This is a genomic window from Sphingobacterium sp. LRF_L2 (assembly GCF_965644235.1).
Taxonomy (GTDB): domain Bacteria; phylum Bacteroidota; class Bacteroidia; order Sphingobacteriales; family Sphingobacteriaceae; genus Sphingobacterium.
On record NZ_CBFFRI010000007.1, the window covers coordinates 94,266 to 115,773 of the forward strand.

At 38.0% G+C, this 21,508-nt stretch carries 22 protein-coding genes; 9 read left to right on the top strand and 13 right to left on the bottom strand.

All coding sequences use genetic code 11. The features are described from left to right. The 4 genes from ACSZOX_RS15090 (at window position 1) to ACSZOX_RS15105 (ending at window position 4,348) form a co-directional block, all read left to right on the top strand. Entirely contained in the window at window positions 1-1,614 is a 1,614-nt protein-coding gene (locus ACSZOX_RS15090; RefSeq protein WP_437920893.1) for a response regulator, read from the top strand. Between the two features lie 52 nt (window positions 1,615-1,666). Next, the gene (locus ACSZOX_RS15095; RefSeq protein ID WP_437920894.1) at window positions 1,667-2,197 is read left to right on the top strand and encodes a plastocyanin/azurin family copper-binding protein; all 531 of its coding nucleotides are present in this window, start codon (window positions 1,667-1,669) and stop codon (window positions 2,195-2,197) included. Between the two features lie 273 nt (window positions 2,198-2,470). Continuing rightward, window positions 2,471-3,877: a dihydrolipoyl dehydrogenase gene (gene lpdA, locus ACSZOX_RS15100; RefSeq protein WP_437920895.1), complete on the top strand. Its 1,407-nt coding sequence runs from the start codon at window positions 2,471-2,473 to the stop codon at window positions 3,875-3,877. Between the two features lie 72 nt (window positions 3,878-3,949). After that, window positions 3,950-4,348: an acyl-CoA thioesterase gene (locus ACSZOX_RS15105; protein ID WP_437920896.1), complete on the top strand. Its 399-nt coding sequence runs from the start codon at window positions 3,950-3,952 to the stop codon at window positions 4,346-4,348. Window positions 4,349-4,351: 3 nt separating this feature from the next. Here ACSZOX_RS15105 and ACSZOX_RS15110 read toward each other — a convergent pair whose 3' ends face one another. Then, the gene (locus tag ACSZOX_RS15110) at window positions 4,352-4,642 is read right to left on the bottom strand and encodes a DUF3817 domain-containing protein (RefSeq protein ID WP_437920897.1); all 291 of its coding nucleotides are present in this window, start codon (window positions 4,640-4,642) and stop codon (window positions 4,352-4,354) included. A gap of 278 nt (window positions 4,643-4,920) precedes the next feature. Between ACSZOX_RS15110 and lpdA (ACSZOX_RS15115) the strand changes: the two genes are divergently transcribed. Then, window positions 4,921-6,309, top strand: coding sequence for a dihydrolipoyl dehydrogenase (gene lpdA, locus ACSZOX_RS15115; protein ID WP_437920898.1), 1,389 nt, complete (start codon window positions 4,921-4,923; stop codon window positions 6,307-6,309). Window positions 6,310-6,388: 79 nt separating this feature from the next. On the opposite strand, the gene ACSZOX_RS15120 is transcribed toward lpdA (ACSZOX_RS15115), so the two are convergent. The 4 genes from ACSZOX_RS15120 to ACSZOX_RS15135 form a co-directional block, all read right to left on the bottom strand. Further along, window positions 6,389-7,393: a LacI family DNA-binding transcriptional regulator gene (locus ACSZOX_RS15120; RefSeq protein WP_437920899.1), complete on the bottom strand. Its 1,005-nt coding sequence runs from the start codon at window positions 7,391-7,393 to the stop codon at window positions 6,389-6,391. A 140-nt stretch (window positions 7,394-7,533) separates the two neighbouring features. Next, window positions 7,534-8,079, bottom strand: a complete 546-nt coding sequence (locus ACSZOX_RS15125) for an HAD family hydrolase (RefSeq protein ID WP_437920901.1) — start codon at window positions 8,077-8,079, stop codon at window positions 7,534-7,536. 27 nt (window positions 8,080-8,106) lie between these two features. Continuing rightward, window positions 8,107-8,574: a hypothetical protein gene (locus ACSZOX_RS15130; RefSeq protein ID WP_437920902.1), complete on the bottom strand. Its 468-nt coding sequence runs from the start codon at window positions 8,572-8,574 to the stop codon at window positions 8,107-8,109. Between the two features lie 11 nt (window positions 8,575-8,585). Further along, window positions 8,586-9,239, bottom strand: a complete 654-nt coding sequence (locus ACSZOX_RS15135; protein ID WP_437920903.1) for an ABC transporter ATP-binding protein — start codon at window positions 9,237-9,239, stop codon at window positions 8,586-8,588. Between the two features lie 140 nt (window positions 9,240-9,379). Between ACSZOX_RS15135 and sucC the strand changes: the two genes are divergently transcribed. From sucC to ACSZOX_RS15150, 3 genes are all read left to right on the top strand, one after another. Further along, the gene (sucC, locus tag ACSZOX_RS15140; protein ID WP_437920904.1) at window positions 9,380-10,576 is read left to right on the top strand and encodes an ADP-forming succinate--CoA ligase subunit beta; all 1,197 of its coding nucleotides are present in this window, start codon (window positions 9,380-9,382) and stop codon (window positions 10,574-10,576) included. A 209-nt stretch (window positions 10,577-10,785) separates the two neighbouring features. Further along, window positions 10,786-12,231, top strand: a complete 1,446-nt coding sequence (gene asnS, locus ACSZOX_RS15145; RefSeq protein ID WP_437920905.1) for an asparagine--tRNA ligase — start codon at window positions 10,786-10,788, stop codon at window positions 12,229-12,231. A 126-nt stretch (window positions 12,232-12,357) separates the two neighbouring features. After that, window positions 12,358-12,978 carry an L-threonylcarbamoyladenylate synthase gene (locus ACSZOX_RS15150; protein WP_437920906.1) on the top strand — a complete coding sequence of 207 codons (621 nt, stop codon included), beginning with the start codon at window positions 12,358-12,360 and terminating at the stop codon, window positions 12,976-12,978. Window positions 12,979-12,999: 21 nt separating this feature from the next. Here ACSZOX_RS15150 and ACSZOX_RS15155 read toward each other — a convergent pair whose 3' ends face one another. The 5 genes from ACSZOX_RS15155 to tilS all read right to left on the bottom strand — a co-directional run bounded on the left by ACSZOX_RS15155 (window position 13,000) and on the right by tilS (window position 16,767). Then, a complete protein-coding gene (locus ACSZOX_RS15155) occupies window positions 13,000-13,317 on the bottom strand; it encodes a DUF721 domain-containing protein (protein WP_437920907.1) in 318 nt (105 codons plus the stop codon). Further along, a complete protein-coding gene (recF, locus tag ACSZOX_RS15160; RefSeq protein WP_437920908.1) occupies window positions 13,307-14,410 on the bottom strand; it encodes a DNA replication/repair protein RecF in 1,104 nt (367 codons plus the stop codon). Before recF ends, ACSZOX_RS15155 begins: the two co-directional genes overlap by 11 nt. A gap of 119 nt (window positions 14,411-14,529) precedes the next feature. After that, entirely contained in the window at window positions 14,530-14,847 is a 318-nt protein-coding gene (locus ACSZOX_RS15165) for a DUF4834 family protein (protein WP_437920909.1), read from the bottom strand. A 97-nt stretch (window positions 14,848-14,944) separates the two neighbouring features. Next, window positions 14,945-15,433: a hypothetical protein gene (locus tag ACSZOX_RS15170; protein WP_437920910.1), complete on the bottom strand. Its 489-nt coding sequence runs from the start codon at window positions 15,431-15,433 to the stop codon at window positions 14,945-14,947. Window positions 15,434-15,438: 5 nt separating this feature from the next. Then, window positions 15,439-16,767: a tRNA lysidine(34) synthetase TilS gene (tilS, locus tag ACSZOX_RS15175; protein ID WP_437920911.1), complete on the bottom strand. Its 1,329-nt coding sequence runs from the start codon at window positions 16,765-16,767 to the stop codon at window positions 15,439-15,441. A 97-nt stretch (window positions 16,768-16,864) separates the two neighbouring features. Here tilS and ACSZOX_RS15180 point away from each other — a divergent pair, with 97 nt between their 5' ends. Beyond that, complete coding sequence (locus ACSZOX_RS15180) at window positions 16,865-19,207, top strand: OstA-like protein (protein ID WP_437920912.1); 2,343 nt, start codon at window positions 16,865-16,867, stop codon at window positions 19,205-19,207. Between the two features lie 58 nt (window positions 19,208-19,265). On the opposite strand, the gene rdgB is transcribed toward ACSZOX_RS15180, so the two are convergent. Genes rdgB through ACSZOX_RS15195 form a run of 3 tightly spaced genes read right to left on the bottom strand, consistent with a single transcriptional unit; the run spans window position 19,266 to window position 21,479 of the window. Beyond that, window positions 19,266-19,844 (bottom strand): RdgB/HAM1 family non-canonical purine NTP pyrophosphatase, encoded by a 579-nt coding sequence (rdgB, locus tag ACSZOX_RS15185; protein ID WP_437920913.1) that lies wholly within the window; start codon window positions 19,842-19,844, stop codon window positions 19,266-19,268. 57 nt (window positions 19,845-19,901) lie between these two features. Then, window positions 19,902-20,438: a hypothetical protein gene (locus tag ACSZOX_RS15190; RefSeq protein ID WP_437920914.1), complete on the bottom strand. Its 537-nt coding sequence runs from the start codon at window positions 20,436-20,438 to the stop codon at window positions 19,902-19,904. Window positions 20,439-20,498: 60 nt separating this feature from the next. Next, the gene (locus tag ACSZOX_RS15195) at window positions 20,499-21,479 is read right to left on the bottom strand and encodes a deoxyhypusine synthase family protein (RefSeq protein ID WP_437920915.1); all 981 of its coding nucleotides are present in this window, start codon (window positions 21,477-21,479) and stop codon (window positions 20,499-20,501) included. Between the last annotated feature and the right edge of the window lie 29 nt (window positions 21,480-21,508).

A 21,508-nucleotide genomic window follows, 5' to 3' on the forward strand; every position in this document is an offset into this window, starting at 1 on the left:
ATGAAAAGTGTAAATCTCCTGATTTTAGATGACAAGGAAGAAAATATCATCAGCCTATCAGCCCTGTTAGCAGATATTCAACACATCAATATTATCAGTTCAACAGATCCAAATGAAGCTTTAAAAATCTGTTGGAAAAATGATATTGCCATTGCCCTAGTCGACGTCCAAATGCCAGGTATTAATGGATTTGAATTTGTCTCTCTTTTAAAATCTAATCCCAAGACGAACCATATTATGGCAATCATGGTGACTGCAATATCAAAAGAAGATAAGTATTTATTGCAGGGATTGAAAAGTGGCGCGGTGGATTATCTTTACAAGCCTTTAAATCCTGAAATCACAGTAGCAAAGGTGATTTCTTTCATCAAACAAATTCATATACAGGAAGAAATAAAGCAAAAAAATATCGCTTTGGAGGAATCCAGAAAGCAACTCATTCTTGCAAAAGAAGAGGCAGAAGAGGCTAGAAAATCAAAAGAGAGTTTTCTCGCAAATATGAGTCACGAAATACGAACTCCGATCAATGGCATCGTAGGAATTATCCACATGTTACGCAGCTCCGAGCTCAATGACGAACAAAAGGATTGGATAAATAGACTCGACACTGCTTCAAATTCCTTATTGCTAATCATTAATGACATTCTGGATATTTCCAAAATTGATTCAGGCATGATGAAAATTGAAATAGAAAGCTTCTCTATCAGAAAGAAACTGGCGGATATCAAAAATATCTTTAAGGTCAAGGCGCTCGATAAGCAATTAGATTTCGATGTAGATATTGACCCATTACTCCCAGAATATATCAAAAGTGATCCGTTGAGGATACAGCAAATCATCAACAATTTTATATCAAACAGTCTTAAATTTACTGAAAGTGGTAATATAACATTAAAAGTAGCTGTACTGGAAAAAACTCTTCATGCGGTGACTGCGCAGTTCACAGTGATTGATACAGGTATAGGCATTAAACCAGAAGCTATAGAAAAAATCTTCTTGGCCTTTGAACAGGGTGATGACGGGATAACAAAGAAATTTGGCGGAACAGGTTTAGGCCTTGCCATTGTAAAACGTCTCGCAGATTTACTAAACGGCAAAGTGGAAGCAAAAAGCACGTATGGCGATGGTTCTGCATTCAGTTTTCAGGCAACCTTTGAACAAACGGAAGAATTGCCTCCTGAGGAAAAAATCGACAAAAAGGTATTTTCAACTTTAGAAAAATTTGACAACTTAACGATACTTATTGCAGAAGACAATGATCTCAACAGTTTCATGCTGGCCCACATGTTAGAATCATGGGGATGCCATGTAGACATCGTAAAAAATGGTCGACAAGCGGTTGAGAATGTTAATCAGCAAGATTATGACTTAATTATGATGGATACGCATATGCCCATCATGTCTGGATTTGAAGCAATCAAGGAGATAAAAAAACATGCCAATCCAAAGAAAGCTTACATCCCTATTATCACCATATCAGCCTCAGTATTAGAGCATGAACAGGCAGCAGCCTATGAGGCTGGAGCTGACAGTGTAATCGGAAAACCTTTTGATCCTGTTGATCTTCATCAAAAGATAAGTAAGCTTATTAGTAAAAAAACTGCGATATCTTGATTCTAAAAAATATTGTTAAATTTGTTGAAAGCACACATATTTAATTTGTAAAATGAAAAGATTATTTGTTTTTCCTGCGATTGTTATCGCTTTATCACTAGCTGCCTGTGGGGGATCAGAAAATAAGAGCACTTCTGCAAGCACTGAAGAAACCGCTACATCTGAACCAACAGCAACGGAGACCGTTCCTGGAATCGAAAATGTAGAATTGTCAAATACAATTTCAGTAGAGTCTAATGATCAAATGAAATTTGACAAAGAGTTATTACGTGTTAAAGCTGGTGAACCTGTTGAGTTGACCCTAAAAAATGTAGGAACACTTCCGAAAGAGTCAATGGGACATAACCTTATTGTTTTGAAGCCTGGTGTTGATATCGCAACTTTCGCAGGTGAGGCAACAGGAGCTGCCGATTCAGACTACATCCCTAAAACATCACTTTCGTCAATCGCTGCACACACGAAATTGTTAGGCCCTGGTGAGGAAGATAAGATATCTTTCACCCTTGAAAAAGGAGTGTACACATTTATCTGTAGCTTCCCGGGTCACTATGGTGTCATGCAAGGAAAAATTGTAGCAGAATAAACTTTTGAATACAAAAAAATAAAAAGCACTTCACGTAGAATAAGTGCTTTTTATTTTTTCAGATGGACAAAAAGATTACTTAGAATTCTCTCCTACCAAAGGAGCAAATTAAAGATCTCCAAAACAGCATTTTTATCCGAGTGTTCTCGTGCATGAAAATGGCTTATTTCTCTTCGCCCTCCGCTTTTCATTACACTTGTTTTTTACAACTTAAATACGATTAAGTTTATTTAATTAATTAACTTTGAGGCCGAAAACTATTTAATAATTTTTATGCAATACGACGTAATCGTTATAGGAAGTGGTCCTGGTGGATATGTAGCTGCTATCCGCTGTGCTCAGCTTGGACTAAAGACAGCTGTAGTAGAAAAATACAGTACTTTTGGAGGTACATGTCTAAATGTTGGCTGTATTCCTTCCAAAGCTTTATTAGATACATCAGAGCATTTTCACAATGCGGCACATAACTTCGACGCACATGGCATTAGCCTAAGCAATCTAAAGATTGATGTCAAAAAAATGATTGAACGCAAAAATGAGGTCATTGCCCAAAATACGGCAGGCATTACATTTTTGTTCAAAAAGAATAAAATAGATTCCTTTGAAGGCGTAGGCTCTTTTATAGACAAAAACACAATCAAAGTAACAAAGAAAGACGGAAGTTCAGAAGAGTTAAAAACGAAGAACGTAATTATAGCAACAGGCTCAAAACCTACTTCGCTTCCTTTTTTACCGGTCGACAAAAAACGCATTATAACTTCTACAGAGGCTTTAAATCTGCAAGAAGTTCCAAAACATCTTATTGTCATAGGTGGCGGAGTAATTGGACTTGAACTAGGTTCTGTATATGCACGTCTAGGAGCTAAAGTTTCTGTCGTTGAATTTGCTAAATCAATTATTGGCACAATGGATGGAGGTCTAGGGAAAGAATTACAACGTGTCCTAAAAAAGAACCTTGGCATGGAGTTTTTCCTTGGACATAAGGTTACTGGTGCGACTACGAAAGGTAAAACAGTCACAGTTACAGCAGAAGATGCCAAAGGACAGAATATCCAAATTGAAGGAGACTATTGTATTGTAGCTGTTGGAAGAACGGCATATACCGAAGGACTTGGACTAGAAAATATTGGTATCAAGGCAGAGGAAAGAGGTAATAAGATTCCTGTCAACGAACATCTTGAAACCGCAGTAGAAGGTGTATATGCTATCGGTGATGTTGTAAGAGGAGCTATGCTTGCCCATAAAGCTGAAGACGAAGGTATTTATGTCGCTGAGCGTCTGGTTGCTCAAAAACCACATATCGATTACAATCTTATCCCTGGTGTTGTGTATACGTGGCCTGAGGTAGCTTCGGTAGGAAAAACTGAAGAGCAGTTAAAAGAAGCTGGTGTTAAATACAAATCGGGGTCTTTTTCATTTAAAGCATCTGGACGTGCAAAAGCATCAGGAGATACAGATGGTTTTGTTAAAGTACTAGCTAACGCTGAAACCGACGAGGTATTGGGTGTTCATATCATTGGCCCAAGAGCTGCTGATATGATTGCTGAAGCTGTAGTAGCAATGGAGTACCGAGCATCGGCAGAAGATATTGGAAGAATATGTCATGCACATCCAACATTCACTGAGGCTCTCAAAGAAGCTGCTTTGGCGGCAACAGCCAATAGAGCTATTCACGCCTAAAAAAGCATAAGAAAGTGCTGCCCTATCGCATAATGCCTAGAGCAGCACTTTTAACAGGAAATAAAAAAGAAGATGAACTTCTATACACGAAAATGGGTTAAACCCGAAGATTTAAATCCTAATGGGTCTCTTTTCGGAGGAACCTTGCTTCGTTGGATTGATGAAGAGGCTGTCATTTATGCGATTGTACAGCTCGGAAACCCGCATGTAGTCACCAAATATATTTCAGAGATTAACTTTGTAAGCTCAGCAAAACAAGGCGATATTATTGAAATGGGGATTGAAGCTGTAAGTTTCGGACGAACCTCTCTGACCATGCGCTGTGTCGTTCGTAATAAAATAACTCGAAAAGTGATTTTATCCATAGATAAATTGGTCTTTGTCAACTTAGACCCGGAGGGTAATCCTAGCCCACATAACAAATCAGAAATTACCTATGCTTATAGCGGCATAGAAAAAACGACTAAATAGCTTCTATCTTTTAGAAGCTATTTGCTTTTTTAAATCCCGTTCTACCCAAAAAGAAACGACAGGAATCAGTGATAGCACCAAATACGTTAACACGCGACTTAATGGCCATTTGTATGTATTCCAGCATAACAATAAAAGAGCCACAAAAAGTACAACCAAAAAGCCATGTATAGAGCCTGCTACTGATACAGCCTCTTTAATACCAGCCAAATATTTTAACGGCATAGCGATAAAAAATAGAATAATAGTAGACACTGCTTCCCAAAGAGCGATTTGTTGGAAAATTCGTAACATAATTAGAATAGAAAATGTTTCCGCAAACATACATGCAAAAACATGAACTCGTGTATTTTAATAATCTATTTACCCTTTCTTGACATAGCAACTATCTGTCATCAACTCTTGTCATCAATAAACCTAAAAAACGATTACTTGATACCCGAAAAATTATGTATTTTTGAGAGTTCTGAATAAGAACAAAGTCTTAACTACTAATATTTTTAAATAATATTCCGTGAGGCTGAAAAGAACCCCATGTGATATTATATATGACGTTAAAAAATAACACACATATGAATTACGACATCGTAGTAATCGGTAGTGGTCCTGGAGGATATGTAGCTGCTATCCGTGCATCCCAATTAGGCTTCAAAACAGCGATCATCGAGCGCGAAGCATTAGGTGGAATCTGCTTAAATTGGGGGTGTATCCCGACCAAAGCCTTGTTGAAAAGTGCTCAGGTATTTGAGTATTTGAATCATGCCGAAGAATATGGAATTAAAGTTCAAGGTGGAGAAGCCGATTTCTCTGCTATTGTAAAAAGAAGCCGTGGAGTTGCAGATGGAATGAGCAAAGGGATCCAATTCTTAATGAAAAAGAATAAGATCGATGTGATTATGGGAACTGCCAAAGTAAAAAAAGGTGGTAAAATTGAAGTTAAATCTGCAGACGGGTCAACAAAAGAATATACAGCTAAGCATACCATCTTAGCAACAGGGGCTCGTTCAAGAGAATTACCTAATCTTCCACAAGACGGCAAAAAAATCATTGGTTACCGTCAAGCGATGAACCTTCCTAAACAACCAAAATCACTAGTCGTAGTAGGCTCCGGAGCTATTGGTGTTGAATTTGCCTATTTCTATAATGCAATTGGCACTCAGGTTACCATCGTTGAATTTATGGACAGAATTGTCCCTGTAGAAGACGAAGAGGTATCAAAACAATTGGAGAAATCTCTGAAAAAGGCGGGTATCAATATTCTTACAAAATCAGAAGTTCAATCTGTAGATACTTCTGGAGATTTGAGCAAAGTTTCAATAAAAACTGCTAAAGGCGTGGAAACCATTGAGGCTGAAGTTGTACTTTCTGCAGTAGGTATTGCGCCAAATATTGAAAACCTAGGCCTAGAAGAAACGGGTATAAAAACAGATAAGGGACGTGTACTAGTAGACGATTTTTACAAAACCAATGTTGAAGGTGTTTATGCTATTGGCGATATCGTAAAAGGACAAGCTTTAGCACATGTTGCATCTGCTGAAGGTATCACCTGTGTTGAAAAAATAAAAGGTTTACATGTAGAAGCAATTGACTATAACAACATCCCAGGTTGTACCTACTGTTCCCCTGAGATTGCCTCAGTAGGCTACACAGAAAAAGCGGCTAAAGATGCTGGATACGAAGTAAAAGTTGGTAAGTTCCCTTTTTCTGCATCTGGTAAGGCTTCTGCTGCAGGAGCAAAAGATGGTTTCGTAAAACTCGTTTTCGACGCTAAATATGGAGAACTACTAGGTGCACATATGATCGGTGCAAACGTTACGGAAATGATTGCAGAAATTGTAGTAGCTAGAAAATTAGAGACAACAGGCCACGAAATGATTAAAGCTATTCATCCTCACCCGACGATGAGTGAGGCGATAATGGAAGCAGCGGCTGATGCTTATGGAGAAGTTATACATTTATAAAATGTATCATAAATAAAAAAGAGAAGCGTAAATTAGATTTACGCCTCTCTTTTTTCATTCCTCTACTTCTGTTGTGAGGCTATCTAAGGATTAATTTCGAATCAAAACTTATTTCCTCCGCGGCAATATCTGCTTCCGTAGCTATATTTTTGAATAATATTTCAGCAGCACATTTACCTTGTAAATCCGGATACTGCTCAATACTTCCCATAGGCGGATTCTCCATATATTTCCAGAGGGGGTAATTTGCATAGCTAATAAAAAAAACATCTCTTTTTTGGACAAGCCCTCTTTGTCTTATATATTTCATAAGATCCAAGGTTACGAAATCATTGAAGGAGACGATTGCTGAGGGACGTGTAGGTAATGCCAAAAGCTTTTCCATAGCCTCGATATTTCCAGATTCTGTTAGATTGGTATGAACCATATATTTTTCATTCAAAGGGATCCTTTCAGCTTCTAGAGACAGCTTATAAGCAACCTCTCTTTCATGTGAGGCCAGAAGATTTTTAGGACCGTTGATCAGCGCTATATTTTGATGTCCAATAGAGGCGAATGCTTGAATAGCCTCTTTCATTCCAGAAGAAAGATTACTATACACTTTATTGACATGTTGTACATTGGGCACACAATCAAAGAACACAATTGGAATTTCCGACTCCTTTAACATATCCAAAAAATGAAGATCTTGTGTATTTTTCCCAAGAGACATTAAAATACCATCTACACGATGTCTTTTAAACGTCTGTATAATTTTTAATTCCCTATCAGGATCATCAAGCGACTGCCCGATAAGAACAGTATAGCCTTGCTTTGAAGCTACGTTTTCAATTTCACTTAACGCCGTCGAAAAAAAAGGTTCAGAGATATTAGACAGAACAACACCAATTGTAAATGTTCGTTGTTGTTTAAAAAAAATGGCAGCTTGATTTGGCTCGTAATGAAGTTCTTCCGCTACTTTTTTCACGCGCATTGTTGTCACCAAACCAATACTTGGATGATCTTTAAGTGCACGAGAAACTGTCGACGGGGAAATCTTAAGCTTTTTTGCAATTTCCTTTATTGTTGCAGGTTTTCTCTTCATATGTCATCTATCAGAAAAAGATCAACACCATCAGTGTTACTTTAGTTTTTCAAAAAGGTGCACTGGTGTTTCTAAGATGGAAATCGAAAAAGAAAATCTTACGCGAAGAAATCGTAAATATTGTTTTATAAAGATAGTTCTCAACTTAATTCGTCGCGTATGACCGAAATATCGTCCTTAGAAACCCCATATTCCTCTACAATATAATCAATTGGATCGATATTTCTAAATTTAAGCTCCTCTATAAAGAAAACCTTTAAAGAAGTTAAATGGGAAGTTAGCTCTTCCCAATCCATATGCTTTAACTTATTTAGCTGTTCTACGGGATTCCCAGATGTTAAAATCCCCACATTTTTCCCTCCATCAAATAACGCAAGCAAATATTTTTTCATATTGGGCTTCAAAAATAACTTTAGAGGAAGATTCGCATTCGCTTTTAATCGTTCATAATTCTCCCCATATACGCTGTCAAGCCCAAAATGATCTAATGTCTTCTCCAACACAGCGTCTTCTCCCATATCTTCAAAAACCAACTTCATATAGTCCAATATAGACGCCGCAAGTGGCCTAGCCTCACTGTATTCCACAAAGTTTGAGAATAAATAATAGACTTGCAATAAATAATCCCGCTTAGGATAAAGCACATCATCTATTTCAAATACATATACCGACTTCGAGTTATCCATGAAACGTTAGTTTATAATATAACAGAATTATATGAGACAAAGTGCTGGTTCATCCCCCTCATTGGAAAAAACGGCAACGCCAGAAAAATAATGTCCAGCTTTCTTCGTACCATCCAAGATATCGTTACCTTCAAAAACAACACGAACATCCATTTCTTTTACTGGATTTTGTAAAACGAGGCAATTGTCCAACGTTTCCGGCAGAAGTAATGCGATTCCATATTCTTCGAGTAAGACACGAGATTCCAATAACGGTTGGAGTTCTGATTTTCCCAAAGGAAGAAGCCACCGATAATCGTTATCGAGACAAAGTTTTAACATTTCATGTGCAAAGGTAGGATTGGCCCCCGTAGGAATCTTCGTATAATTTTGCTTTAAAAGTAGATCCGGAAAGGGTTCTGAAGTAGCGTAGTGGCATATAAAACGAGAAGCCAGGATTTTACCTATCCGCTGGGCAAATGGCTGAGTACCAAAAGTAATTAATATTTTTTCCATATCTATGGCCATCAACTTATTTGTCCATCCCGCATGTGAATGGTTCTATCCGAAATCCCGGCGAGCTCTTCGTTGTGTGTAACAATAATAAATGTTTGGTTCAAAGAATCGCGTAGATCGAAAAATAACTTATGTAAAGATGCCGCATTTTCCGAATCCAAATTTCCAGAAGGTTCATCTGCAAGCAATAAGGAAGGACTATTAATCAAAGCCCTAGCAACTGAGATCCTTTGTTGTTCCCCCCCTGACATTTGATTGGGTTTATGCTGCGCCCGATGAGCAACCCCAAGCCGCTCTAACAGCTCCATAGCCCTTATTTCCACTTGTTTTCTACTCGTACCGTTGATAAATGCAGGAATACAAACATTCTCCAATGCCGTAAACTCGGGCAGTAAGTGATGAAATTGGAAAACAAAACCTATATGTTCATTTCGGAATAAACTCATTTTATTTTCACTCAAGTCACCAATGCTCACTCCATTAATAACAAGACTTCCTCTATCCGGTCGATCAAGAGTACCTATAATGTGTAACAACGTACTCTTCCCTGCACCAGAAGCGCCCACAATAGATACAATCTCCCCCCGTTCGACGGAAAGATCAACACCCCGTAAAATTGGCAGCTGCCCGAACGACTTATAGATTTGACTTGCCTGCAATATCATATTGCGAAGGTAATGAAAATGCCTCACAATTTAACTTGCCAATTCCATCCTTCTAAACTGCTACTATTATCTACTTTTTTACCAAAGAATTACTTGCCCCTTCCATTTAAAAATCATATTTTTACGACAAATTTTTTAAGATGAACATTCACGAATATCAAGCTAAAGAAATACTTAAAGGTTTTGGTGTAAGGGTTCAGGAAGGAATTCTTGCAGAAACTCCAGAGCAAGCCGTACAAGCTGCACAGAAATTAAAAGAAGATTTTAATTCGGACTGGGTTGTTGTGAAAGCACAAATTCACGCTGGTGGTCGTGGTAAAGGTGGTGGCGTCAAATTGGCGAAAAACCACGATGAAGTTTCACAACGTGCCAACGACATCATCGGTATGCAATTGGTTACACCACAAACAGGACCTGAAGGAAAAAAAGTACACAAAGTCTTGATTGCACAAGATGTATACTATCCTGGCGAAAGCGAAATCAAGGAATTTTATGTTTCTGTTTTGTTAGATCGTGCAAAAGGACGTAACATCATCATGTATTCTACTGAAGGTGGTATGGACATCGAAGAAGTGGCAGAGAAAACTCCTCATTTAATCTTTAAAGAAGAGGTTGATCCTAAAGCTGGCTTACAAGGTTTCCAAGCTCGTAAAATAGCGTTCAATTTAGGCCTTTCTGGTGCAGCTCACAAAGACATGGTGAAGTTCATCGCAGCGCTATATAAAGCATACGATTCAATCGATGCCTCTTTATTTGAGATTAACCCTGTATTGAAAACATCCGATGATAAAATCTTAGCTGTTGACGCAAAAGTAAACTTTGACGAAAACGCCTTGTACCGTCATGCGGATTATGCAGCTTTACGTGACGTCTTAGAAGAAGATCCTACAGAGGTAGAGGCCGGAGCGTCAAACTTGAACTATGTGAAATTAGATGGTAACGTAGGTTGTATGGTGAATGGAGCTGGTTTAGCGATGGCTACTATGGATATCATTAAAATAGCTGGTGGTGAGCCTGCAAACTTTTTAGACGTCGGTGGTACTGCTAATGCAGAAACTGTAAAAGCTGGTTTTAACATCATCTTAAAAGACCCGAACGTTAAAGCAATCTTAATCAATATTTTCGGTGGTATCGTTCGTTGTGATCGCGTTGCTCAAGGTGTAATTGATGCCTACAATGAAATCGGTGATATTCCCGTGCCAATTATTGTTCGCCTTCAAGGTACAAACGCCGCTGAAGCGAAAAAATTAATTGATGATTCAGGATTACAAGTTTACTCAGCGATCCTTTTGAAAGAAGCTGCAGAATTAGTTACTAAAGTATTGAAAGGCGAATAATCTCCTTTTCTTTATACAGCATATTAAAGCCTTTGAGAAATTTCTTGAAGGCTTTTTTCATACCTCACCTCTATCCACCTGATGCCAATAACGAAAACAGTGTGCAGCCCGTCTAAAACATACCTTTTTCGCGATACATAGCATATTTAGGAAATAATAAACTATTTTTGTATTCTAAAAAGAAAAAGACGCTTATTACACTAAAAAGAATGGAACACACACGTATAAAAGAGCTATTACAATCGGAAGATTTTGGTAAAGAAGTTATTGTTAAGGGCTGGGTTAGAACATTTCGTAATAATCAATTTATCGCTATCAATGATGGTTCTTCAATGCATAATATACAAGCTGTCGTTGATTTCGAAAATACAGATGAGACGCTATTAAAGCGTATTACCACAGGTGCTTCATTGCGTATTAAAGGCTCCTTAATCGAATCATTGGGAAAAGGACAACGTGTGGAGATTAAGGTAGAAGAACTCTCTATCTTAGGTGATTCAGATCCTGAAAAATTCCCACTACAACCGAAAAAACATAGTCTAGAATTCCTCCGTGAAATTGCACATTTACGATTTCGGACGGGTACATTTAATGCTATTTTTAAAGTACGTAACGCACTATCGTTTGCCGTACATCAATTTTTCAGGGAGCGTGATTTTGTCTATATGCACACCCCTATTATCACGGGATCTGATGCAGAGGGTGCTGGTGAAATGTTTCGCGTCACTACACTTGACTTAAACAATCCTCCACGTACAGAATCTGGAGAGATAGACTATAAAGAGGATTTTTTTGGAAAATCCACGAACTTAACGGTATCGGGCCAGCTCGAAGGTGAGCTAGCGGCTATGGCGTTTGGAAATATCTATACTTTCGGTCCCACGTTCAGAGCTGAAAACTCCAATACGACACGCCATTTAGCCGAATTTTGGATGATTGAACCCGAAATGGCTTTCTATGAGCTTGAAGACAATATGGATCTTGCCGAAGATCTACTTAAATATGTCATCGAATATGCGCTCAAAAATTGTCCCGATGAAATTGAATTTCTAAAAAACCGTTTATTAGAAGAAGAAAAATCGAAACCTCAAAATGAACGTTCTGAGTTCGATCTCATTGAAAAACTTAACTTTGTTTTGGATAATAAGTTCGAGCGAGTGACTTACACTGAAGCTATTGAAATCTTAAAACGTAGTAAGCCCAACCAGAAAAAGCAATTCAAGTATCTTATTGAAGAATGGGGAGCAGATCTACAATCGGAACACGAACGTTATCTCGTAGAAAAACATTTTAAAAAGCCTGTAATACTGACAGACTATCCCCGAGAAATAAAATCCTTTTATATGAAGCAAAATGCTCCCGATGCTAACGGCCGTCAAACAGTTCGCGCAATGGATATTTTGTTTCCAGGAATAGGAGAAATGGTCGGAGGTTCACAGCGTGAAGAAGATCTTGAGAAACTGTTAACGCGTATGGCGGAAGTAGGTATTCCTGAAAAAGAGATGGATTGGTTTTTAGATACACGAAGATTCGGATCGGCACCGCACGCCGGATTTGGTGTAGGCTTCGAACGATTAGTATTATTTGTAACAGGTATGACCAATATTCGCGACGTAATCCCATTTCCACGAACGCCGAAGAATGCTGAATTCTAAGATATAAACTAGAACCGCCGAACATTTTTAACGTTTGGCGGTTCTAGTTTAAAACAAGGAAAATATTCTACTCATCAATATGTAATTGTAAAATCAATAGCGATCACCATTTCATAAGACAAGCATATGCTACTTAAAATATACGACGATAATCCAAATCCTAAACACATACAACAAGCTGTGGAAATAGTAAGAAAGGGCGGCGTTATTATATACCCCACAGATACAGTTTATGGTATAGGATGTGACATAACCAATCATAAGGCTATCGAACGTGTATGTCAAATAAGAGGTTTAAAAGTCGAGAAATCAAATCTTTCTTTCATTTGCTACGACTTGACTTCCATATCAAATTATACCAAGCCTTTTGACACTGCATTATTTAGAGTTTTAAAAAAGGCATTACCAGGTCCATTCACTTTTATTTTTAATGCAAGCGGCCAAGTTCCTAAGCTGTTAAGCTCGAAGAAAAAAACCGTAGGTATTCGGATCCCCGATAATAATATTGTACGAGAAATCGTCAAGGAATTAGGAAATCCAATTGTGACCTCGTCCATACATGACGAAGACGACATTATAGAATATTCTACCGATCCCGAACTTATTTATGAAAAATATAGAGATGTAGTTGACCTCGTTATCGACGGTGGATATGGCGGGAACATTCCTTCTACGATAGTAGACGTAACATCTGGCGAATTTGAAATTGTTAGAGAGGGAAAAGGAGATTTAAACGACTATATCTAATAGATTCTTCACAAAACAGCTTTAAAGGATAATAAATTCCTCAACGACAACATGCCCTACATATTCATTTACCCGTCCAATAATCTGCCTACGCATAATAGCTAATTCATTTTTTATCACGGCAGATTCCACACGAACGAAGAGTTTCTTATCGTGGATATAAATTTTCTGCGTCCTATTTGCGATTGCAATCCCAATAATTTGAGGCCAAGCTGATACAATAGAGGATTCGTCGAATTTAGAGCGTAAGCGATATACTTCAATCCATTTCTCAACAGCTTCCTTTATTCCGACATCATCTTTCGTCGGGATTTCATCAAACTTCTTCTTATATTTCAACAGAACCTCCTTGCACTTCAAAAATACGAATTGGCTTTGCTATTTCATCAAAAATATGTTTTATTCTTTCCCCATCAGTGTCTGTTAAGAAAATCTGACCAAATTCATCCTCGGACACAAGTTGCATCAATTTTTTTGTACGACGCTCGTCGAGTTTATCAAAAATATCATCCAATAAGAGAAGAGGTTTGTATTTTTTCTTACTTCTTAAAAAACTATACTGCGCCAGTTTTAAAGCAATTAGAAAAGACTTTTGCTGCCCTTGAGAACCAAATTTCTTGAGTGGCATACCCTCATGAATCGTAAAGAGCATATCATCCTTATGAATGCCCTGTGTGGTCCTCTCCAAAATACGATCCCTTTCAAAAGATTCTTTCAAAAGATATTCAAATCTATGCGACATCAAGGCTGACTCGTACGTAAGTGACACCTGTTCAGCCTCCTCAGTGAGGAAAGCGTAATACCGTTCAAACTCTGGAAGAAATTCGAGCATAAATTGACTTCTGCGTTGGAAAATACGCTCACCGACGTCACTTAATTGCATATCCAACACCTCAAGTAAACCTACATCAAAAATCCCCTTTTCACGGATTTGCTTCAATAGCGTATTTCGTTGCAAAAGAACCTTATTATATTGGATCAAAATATCGAGATACTGATTATCGGTTTGTGATATTACATTATCTACAAATTTTCGACGTTCCTCACTTCCTTCTGTGACAATTGCGGTATCATTGGGCGAAATCATAACCAATGGAAATTGACCGATATGATCTGCCAAACGTGTGTAATCTTTTTTATTTTTTTTAAATTGCTTCTTCTGGTTTCTCTTCAAGCTGCAAGAAACGGTGTCAGGTAGATCTTCACGCTCAAACTCACCTTGTACCATAAACCAATCCGTTCCCTTTTTTATATGCTGCGAATCAATAGGATTAAAATAGGACTTGCACAAAGCCAGATAATGAATAGCATCGAGTAAATTCGTTTTCCCCGCACCGTTAGCTCCTGCAAAAGCATTTACCTGCGATGAAAACTCAATCGAAGCATCCGTATAATTCTTAAAATTTAAAACTGAAAGTTGTTTTAGCCACATTCGGAGAGAATCAAGATTAAAAAGCCAAAAATAACTATATAGACACAAAACAAAAAATGCGTATAAAAAGTAAGGGCAAAAATATTTTTGCCCTTACTTTTTAAAACTGCTTACACCTGTTACTTTATCTCTTCGAAATCGATAAACTCACCAGCAGTCTGTGTTCCTTTACGGGATTTAGCATCTTCCTGCGGCATATAATCAACCTTGATCTCACCATCTCTTTTCGTTGAATTCGTCTGCTTAAACTGATCGAAGGGGTTATTTGTTGTATATCGATATTCTGCATGTCCATTTCCAGCAGTGGACTGCTGTGCTTTTTGCATAACTCTTTCTGTAAGCTTACGTAAAGCAAAGGGCATTAGTAATCTAAAAAGATACTTCATCCCATAAAAAACAACAAAAAATATGACAATAAATTTTAAAAGCAATTCCATTTTTTTAACCTTTTTATCAAATTTACTAAAATTCCATGTACCCTTTCGTCAACTAAATGTCAGCATCGATACCTTAACAGAAATTAACAATAGACTATCAGGAAGACTTCTTCTTCGCTTCCAAAACTGCCCGAGCGAACTCTTGCGGCTTATGTGAACCTATAATATATATTAATCCATCCTTATCCGTAAGCCAGACAGCTTGCTTTCCCCCAGAATAAAAACGAATTTTTCCATTTTTATGCAAGTTATATACTGGATTATTAAAAACAAATGAGCTATAAGACTTCACCTCGACTTTTGCAATATTGTAAAGATCAATCTTCACCAGCTTAGAAGACCAAAGACCACTCAAAATCAAAAACTTACGACCAACTACAGTTTTATAGTGCACCATATAGATCATGATTAACGATACAACGATAACACCAACTCCTACAATAAAAAATAACTGTCTAGAGGGAAGATTTTCTAAATTAAGACAATACGCAATAAAGCAGAACAAGACTAAAATCATGCGCACACTTATCCATGTAGCATCTCTTCCCAAATATTGTTTTTCTTCAAATAAATATTGTCCTTCCATAGTATTTATTTACAAACTAAAGTAAACACTTTTTTTGTACTTTCAGTGATACGATAACGATTATCTAAACGATAGTTGACAACCCAAATGATATCACCATTTCCATTGATCAAAATGGGAACATTCTTCTTCTCATAAAGATTCACCTTATTCTGTATAAAAAAATCACTCAACTTTTTCCGACCAGACATACCCAATGGAAAAAAATAATCTCCCTCCTTCCAGAAACGTAACACAAGTGGAAAAATAAGTTTATCATAATCAATCTGTGCACTTCCATTCATTATCTTCAGACCTACATCGGTATCTATACGTTGCTCAAAATGCTTATTCCCAAATTCGAATGTATCTGAATTTTCTACCAAAGTCCAAAACGAGTCTTCGTGATGAACATCTAAAGGCCTTAACCAAAGATTGTTTCGATCTAATAACAGCTCGAAATTTAAAGACTGAAAAAGTCTACCAGATTCTCCTCCCCAGCTCTTCTGTAAATCTTCCAACACCTGCTTTGAGAAACCATACGGCTTAAAAAGCTCAAATAGAAGGGCCGTATGATCAATATGCTTGTTGAGCAACAATCTATCGATTCGAATCAATCCATTCTCTTCAAAAAAAATAGTTGACCGGATAGGCTCTATAAACGATTGCAGCAGTTGATAGGTTTCTTGAAAATGCGAGATATTTTCGGTGGCAATTTCATCAAAGTTCGGTGCCAACTCCCGAAACTTGGGAATAATTTCCAACCGAATTTTGTTGCGCGCATATTTGGTAGAAAAATTGGATTGATCATCTCTGTAAATAATATTTTTATTGGAAGCAACTTCTGCAATCTCGTTAGCCGCCAGAAAAAGAAGTGGACGGATGACATGACCACGCTTCGGCAAAATCCCCTGCAATCCCTGTAGTCCTGTTCCTCGCGTAAGGTTTAGTAACATCGTCTCTATATGATCATCACGATGTTGCCCAATGGCAATCCAATCCGCATCTTCCCTTATACGTAACTCCTCGAACCAAGCATAACGTAAGTCTCTTGCCGCCATTTGTATAGAGATTCCACAATTCTCGGCATATACCGTTGTATCAAATCTCTTTACGAAGCATGGAACACCATGCTTCTTTGCAAATCCAAGAACCAGTTCCTCATCTAATTCAGATGCTTCACCTCGCAACATAAAATTACAATGTGCTATCACACAGTCATACCCTAATTGAAGAAAAAGCGAGCTCATTAACATGGAATCTTTCCCTCCACTAACAGCCAACAAAATTTTTGATTTTGAGTCTATAGCAAGGGTTTCTTTTAGATAATTCTCAAATCGGTAGATCAACTCCATGATTCAAAGTTAAGACATTATTTCAAGGCAAAAGTATTTGTCAGGAAAATTTCTGCTTTAACAAATTTTTGCTATTTAATTAGCTATTTTTGCCCTCGTGAAGCATTTTTTTACCCTCATAATAAGCCTTTTCTGCCTAACATCTTTGTTTGCACAAGATGAACTTAGGCTAGTATCCTCACTGTACAGTACGATTATTGACCAAAAGGGTTTCAGTAGTATACAACCTGTCTACTCACATAAAGGAAACACCCTTAAAGCGGATAGCGGCATCATCTATGAAGATGCAATCGGTCGTCAATTTTTTGAGGCGTTTGGTAATGTGGTAATCACACAACCTTCAGGCACACTCATTTATGCAGACAAATTACATTATGATGCAACTCCACAAATTGCAACGTTAACCAACAATGTTCGAATGGTAGATGCCACCTCTGTTTTAACGACAAATTTTCTAGTATATAAGATGCGAGATAAAGTTGGAACATACACAGGGGGAGGACGAATAATCTCCAAAGGCGACACGATCACGTCAAAAAATGCATACTATTTTGAGACAACCCAAGATGCTTACTTCCGTAATAAAGTCGTCGTGAGAACACCCGATGTGAAAATATATACGGATACCATGCGTTACAATTCTGCGCAACGAATGACTTATTTTTTCGGACCGACAAACATTAAGGGAAATAAGGGCGAAAATCTTTATACAGAAAAAGGGAATTATAATACAGCAAATGGTATTGCCAATTTCTCTAAGAATAACCTATATACAGAAGGTACACGTTTTCTAAAAGGAGATAGTCTACACTACGAACGGGAAAGCGGATTGGGAAAAGCTTATAGAAATGTGGTATTTGTAGATACTTTAGATAAATTCTATGCCTATGGAGGATATGGCCTTTATAACCAAGCGGATGAATCTATCACGATGACAGAAAAACCGCTCATCATAACCTTAATCAAAAACGATTCTACAGAAAACACAAAAGTCGACAGCCTAGCTACGGATTCTTTACAGTCCGATACCAAAAAGACCAAGCGTAAAAAGGACAAAGAAACAGATCGAATAGAGGAAATCGAAAGCATAACATCTAAATCTAACGATCCGTTGAAAGATAGCCCACCTCTTGGTGCAGCCGACTCCACGCAAGCACTTCCAAAGCCTGAAAAAAACAAGGTAGATTCAGTTTATATGACAGCTGATACGTTGTATTCTCGAATGATTTTGCTGAAAGATTACAAAGCCCTGGATTTTAAATTAGATCGAGATGGAGGCGCCTTCGAGGAAGAACAAGACGTCGATTATGGTGATGACGATACTATTGGCATAGAAGAAGAAGGAGAACACGACATGATGCTATCCGACTCTTTGTCTATCCCTATAGATAGCCTTGTTTCAGATAGTCTTAAGATCGAAGTTCCCATCAAAAAGGTAGAACAACCTCTCGAAAAAAAATTGGAACAATTGAAGCCCAATGCCCCAAAGACGAAACCCGGAACACCTACAAAACCGCCGATAGAGACCGATATCGCTCGAACGATGCGCCAAGACTCTTTGATGCGCCAGAAGGCCATCGTCCCTCGTGAAGCCGAAGCAGATAGCTTAATTAACAAAGCATTGAATGTAGCACAGCGTCCAGACAGCTCAAACATCATCATAAAAGACAGTACGAATCAAGCTTATCTGGATACAGCAAGAACCCGGATCGTGAAAGCCTACTACAATGTACGGATGTTCAAATCAGACCTTCAAGCCGTCGCCGACTCCGTTTATTATGGTATGGCTGATTCCATGTTTCGATTTATGGGACGTCCAATGATTTGGGCTGAGGAATCTCAGATTTCTTCAGACACTATATATATGCAAATTGTCAATCAACAAATGGACAATGCACTATTAGTCGGTAATGCTTTTATGGTAAACGCAGTTCTAGACTCTCTCAAATACAACCAATTAAAAGGACGGAAAATTACTGCATTTTTTGCCAACAACGCTATGGACCGATTATTCGTAGATGGAAATGCCGAAAACCTCGTATTCTCAACAAACGATAAAACCAACACTATCACAGAAATGTTCCACGATCGCGGTGCGAGGATTAAGATCAAAATGGAAAACAAAAAGATCATCGATTACATTACCATGCGAAAAGTGGATCAGAAGGTATATCCTTTCAAACTTGTAACACAGGAAAATGAAGTTTTACCTGGATTTATCTGGCGACCTCAAGACCGTCCAAAGTCAAAAGAAGATATGATAAACCGCAAACGTGAAATAGAAAAAGATAAACCCGCTGAAACAAATAACAAAAAAGAGGACGATAGTAATTCGTCTGATTTATCGCCAAGGGATAAAGAAGAAAAAACTCCTCCTTCTCCTGGTGCCCATCCACCTAAAAAAGGAGGCACAGGGGCAAAACCTCCGCTCGTTAAATAAAAGAAACGTCCCTCAAATTTTATTTTGAGGGACGTTTCTTTTATTTCTTTATAACGTGTTAACTGTATCGTTCCCTTAAAAAATCTGTTAATTTTTGTACAGCGATTGCTCGGTGACTAATTTGATTTTTCTCAGCAGGAGTCATCTCCGCAAAAGTTTGACTATATCCATTGGGAATAAATATAGGATCATAACCAAACCCTCCACTACCACGGCGTTCGGTGATAATTCTTCCTTCAATAGTACCCTCAAAAAAATGCTGTTGCTCATTCAAATATAAAGATATAACAGTCCGAAAATTCGCGACACGATTTGCGTTATCCCCCAATTTTTCCAGTACCAAGTCAATGTTCTTCTCCATATCGCGCGTACCAGAATAACGAGCAGAAAAAACACCAGGTTCTTTACCTAATGCATCAATCTCTAAGCCAGAATCATCGCCAAAGCAATACAAACCGTATTTGTTTACCAAAAAATCAGTTTTCTGTTGAGCATTCTCCTCAAACGTAACCCCAGTTTCGGGTATATCATCAGTACAGCCAATATCAGCCAACGATTTGATTATAAATCGCTCCCCAACGATAGCCTGCACCTCCTCCAGTTTATTAGCATTATTCGTAGCAAAAATTAATTCCATATAGTGTTGTATTAAACGAGATAAATTATATTAATACGAATACAAACCCTTTATCCATTACAAAGAGCTAATAAACGTTTTAAACTCACCCCAAAAAAGTTTTTTCTTTTCCACATCCGCAAACATTTCCTCAAAACTAAAAGTATTAAAAACTGTCGCAATTTTACCTTTCATATAAGCATTATGCGCAATTATGGGAAGCTTTAAAGATACGGGCTCTACGCCCAAAAGAGTAATTTTGGTTGGTTGAAAGAAGGACATTATACGCTTGAAGTCATTGGGATTGTGCTCATTCGCCAAATTAACCACAGCCACGTTACTTAGAGTTAAACCCAATGCTCCTATCGTTTTGGTAAAAGCCTCCTCAGCTTGCGGTGAAAAATAAGGATACGCTGGATAACGCAGTATAAATAGCACACCTGTCGATTTATCACCTTGGTAGATAAATTCTTCTCTGCTACCTTGCTCTTCATCGCTCCCTCCAACCGAAACCATTACTGGAGTGGAAGCAGTGGCATCCACCTCCCCACATACAAAAATTGTCTCCGACATGAGAGACTGTAAAGCCGCCGGATTATTTGTAAGAAGATTCATTCGACAAATTTTATATTTTGCAGGCTTCATCTCAAGAAATAAAGCCTGCAAAATCAAGAGTTAATGTCCTAAGATATAGGAAAAAATTAGAGGAGCCACAATAGTAGCATCCGATTCCACAACAAACTTAGGTGTATCAATATCTAATTTACCCCATGTAATCTTCTCATTGGGAACAGCACCAGAGTAAGATCCATAAGAAGTTGTTGAATCTGAGATCTGGCAAAAATAAGCCCAAAAAGGTACATCTTCCCATTCCAAATCCTGGTACATCATCGGCACAACACAAATTGGGAAATCGCCAGAAATTCCACCCGCAATCTGGAAGAATCCAACACCTTTACCTCCTGAATTAGCACGATACCATTCCGAAAGATAAATCATGTACTCGATACCTGATTTAACAGTACTCGCTTTCAAATGTCCTTTAATAACATTTGCAGCGAAAATATTTCCTGTAGTAGAATCCTCCCATCCTGGACACACAATTGGCAAGTTTTTCTCTGCTGCCGCCACAATCCAAGAATTCTTTGGATCAATTTCATAGTACTGCTCCAATATCCCAGAATTAACCACTTGATACAAAAACTCATGTGGAAAATAACGCTCTTCCTTTTCTTCTGCAGCATGCCATACATCTTCTAAATGCTTCTGTAAACGACGAAAAGCTTCTTCTTCTGGAATACATGTGTCAGTCACTCGATTATAGTGTTGATCAAGCAATTCTCTTTCTTGCTCAGGCGTTAAATCACGATAATTAGGCACACGTTTATAATGAGAGTGAGCCACTAAATTCATCACATCTTCTTCTAAGTTAGCACCCGTACAGGAAATAAATTGCACTTTATCTTGGCGAATCATCTCCGCTAAAGAGATACCTAACTCCGCTGTACTCATCGCACCGCCCAAAGAAATTAACATCTTACCACCATCTAATAGGTGAGCTTCATAGCCTTTAGCCGCATCCACGAGAGCAGCGGCATTGAAATGCAGGTAGTTTTTCTCCAAAAACTGAGAAATAGGACCTTTTTGTGTACTCATATTCTTTAATTTTCTTTTCTACCCACAAA

Coding starts and splice junctions, on each gene's coding strand:
- ACSZOX_RS15090 (WP_437920893.1), top strand. CDS start 1: ATGAAAAGTGTAAATCTCCTGATTTTAGATGACAAGGAAGAAAATATC.
- ACSZOX_RS15095 (WP_437920894.1), top strand. CDS start 1,667: ATGAAAAGATTATTTGTTTTTCCTGCGATTGTTATCGCTTTATCACTA.
- lpdA (WP_437920895.1), top strand. CDS start 2,471: ATGCAATACGACGTAATCGTTATAGGAAGTGGTCCTGGTGGATATGTA.
- ACSZOX_RS15105 (WP_437920896.1), top strand. CDS start 3,950: ATGAACTTCTATACACGAAAATGGGTTAAACCCGAAGATTTAAATCCT.
- ACSZOX_RS15110 (WP_437920897.1), bottom strand. CDS start 4,642: ATGTTACGAATTTTCCAACAAATCGCTCTTTGGGAAGCAGTGTCTACT.
- lpdA (WP_437920898.1), top strand. CDS start 4,921: ATGAATTACGACATCGTAGTAATCGGTAGTGGTCCTGGAGGATATGTA.
- ACSZOX_RS15120 (WP_437920899.1), bottom strand. CDS start 7,393: ATGAAGAGAAAACCTGCAACAATAAAGGAAATTGCAAAAAAGCTTAAG.
- ACSZOX_RS15125 (WP_437920901.1), bottom strand. CDS start 8,079: ATGGATAACTCGAAGTCGGTATATGTATTTGAAATAGATGATGTGCTT.
- ACSZOX_RS15130 (WP_437920902.1), bottom strand. CDS start 8,574: ATGGAAAAAATATTAATTACTTTTGGTACTCAGCCATTTGCCCAGCGG.
- ACSZOX_RS15135 (WP_437920903.1), bottom strand. CDS start 9,239: ATGATATTGCAGGCAAGTCAAATCTATAAGTCGTTCGGGCAGCTGCCA.
- sucC (WP_437920904.1), top strand. CDS start 9,380: ATGAACATTCACGAATATCAAGCTAAAGAAATACTTAAAGGTTTTGGT.
- asnS (WP_437920905.1), top strand. CDS start 10,786: ATGGAACACACACGTATAAAAGAGCTATTACAATCGGAAGATTTTGGT.
- ACSZOX_RS15150 (WP_437920906.1), top strand. CDS start 12,358: ATGCTACTTAAAATATACGACGATAATCCAAATCCTAAACACATACAA.
- recF (WP_437920908.1), bottom strand. CDS start 14,410: ATGTGGCTAAAACAACTTTCAGTTTTAAATTTTAAGAATTATACGGAT.
- ACSZOX_RS15165 (WP_437920909.1), bottom strand. CDS start 14,847: ATGGAATTGCTTTTAAAATTTATTGTCATATTTTTTGTTGTTTTTTAT.
- ACSZOX_RS15170 (WP_437920910.1), bottom strand. CDS start 15,433: ATGGAAGGACAATATTTATTTGAAGAAAAACAATATTTGGGAAGAGAT.
- tilS (WP_437920911.1), bottom strand. CDS start 16,767: ATGGAGTTGATCTACCGATTTGAGAATTATCTAAAAGAAACCCTTGCT.
- rdgB (WP_437920913.1), bottom strand. CDS start 19,844: ATGGAATTAATTTTTGCTACGAATAATGCTAATAAACTGGAGGAGGTG.
- ACSZOX_RS15190 (WP_437920914.1), bottom strand. CDS start 20,438: ATGAATCTTCTTACAAATAATCCGGCGGCTTTACAGTCTCTCATGTCG.
- ACSZOX_RS15195 (WP_437920915.1), bottom strand. CDS start 21,479: ATGAGTACACAAAAAGGTCCTATTTCTCAGTTTTTGGAGAAAAACTAC.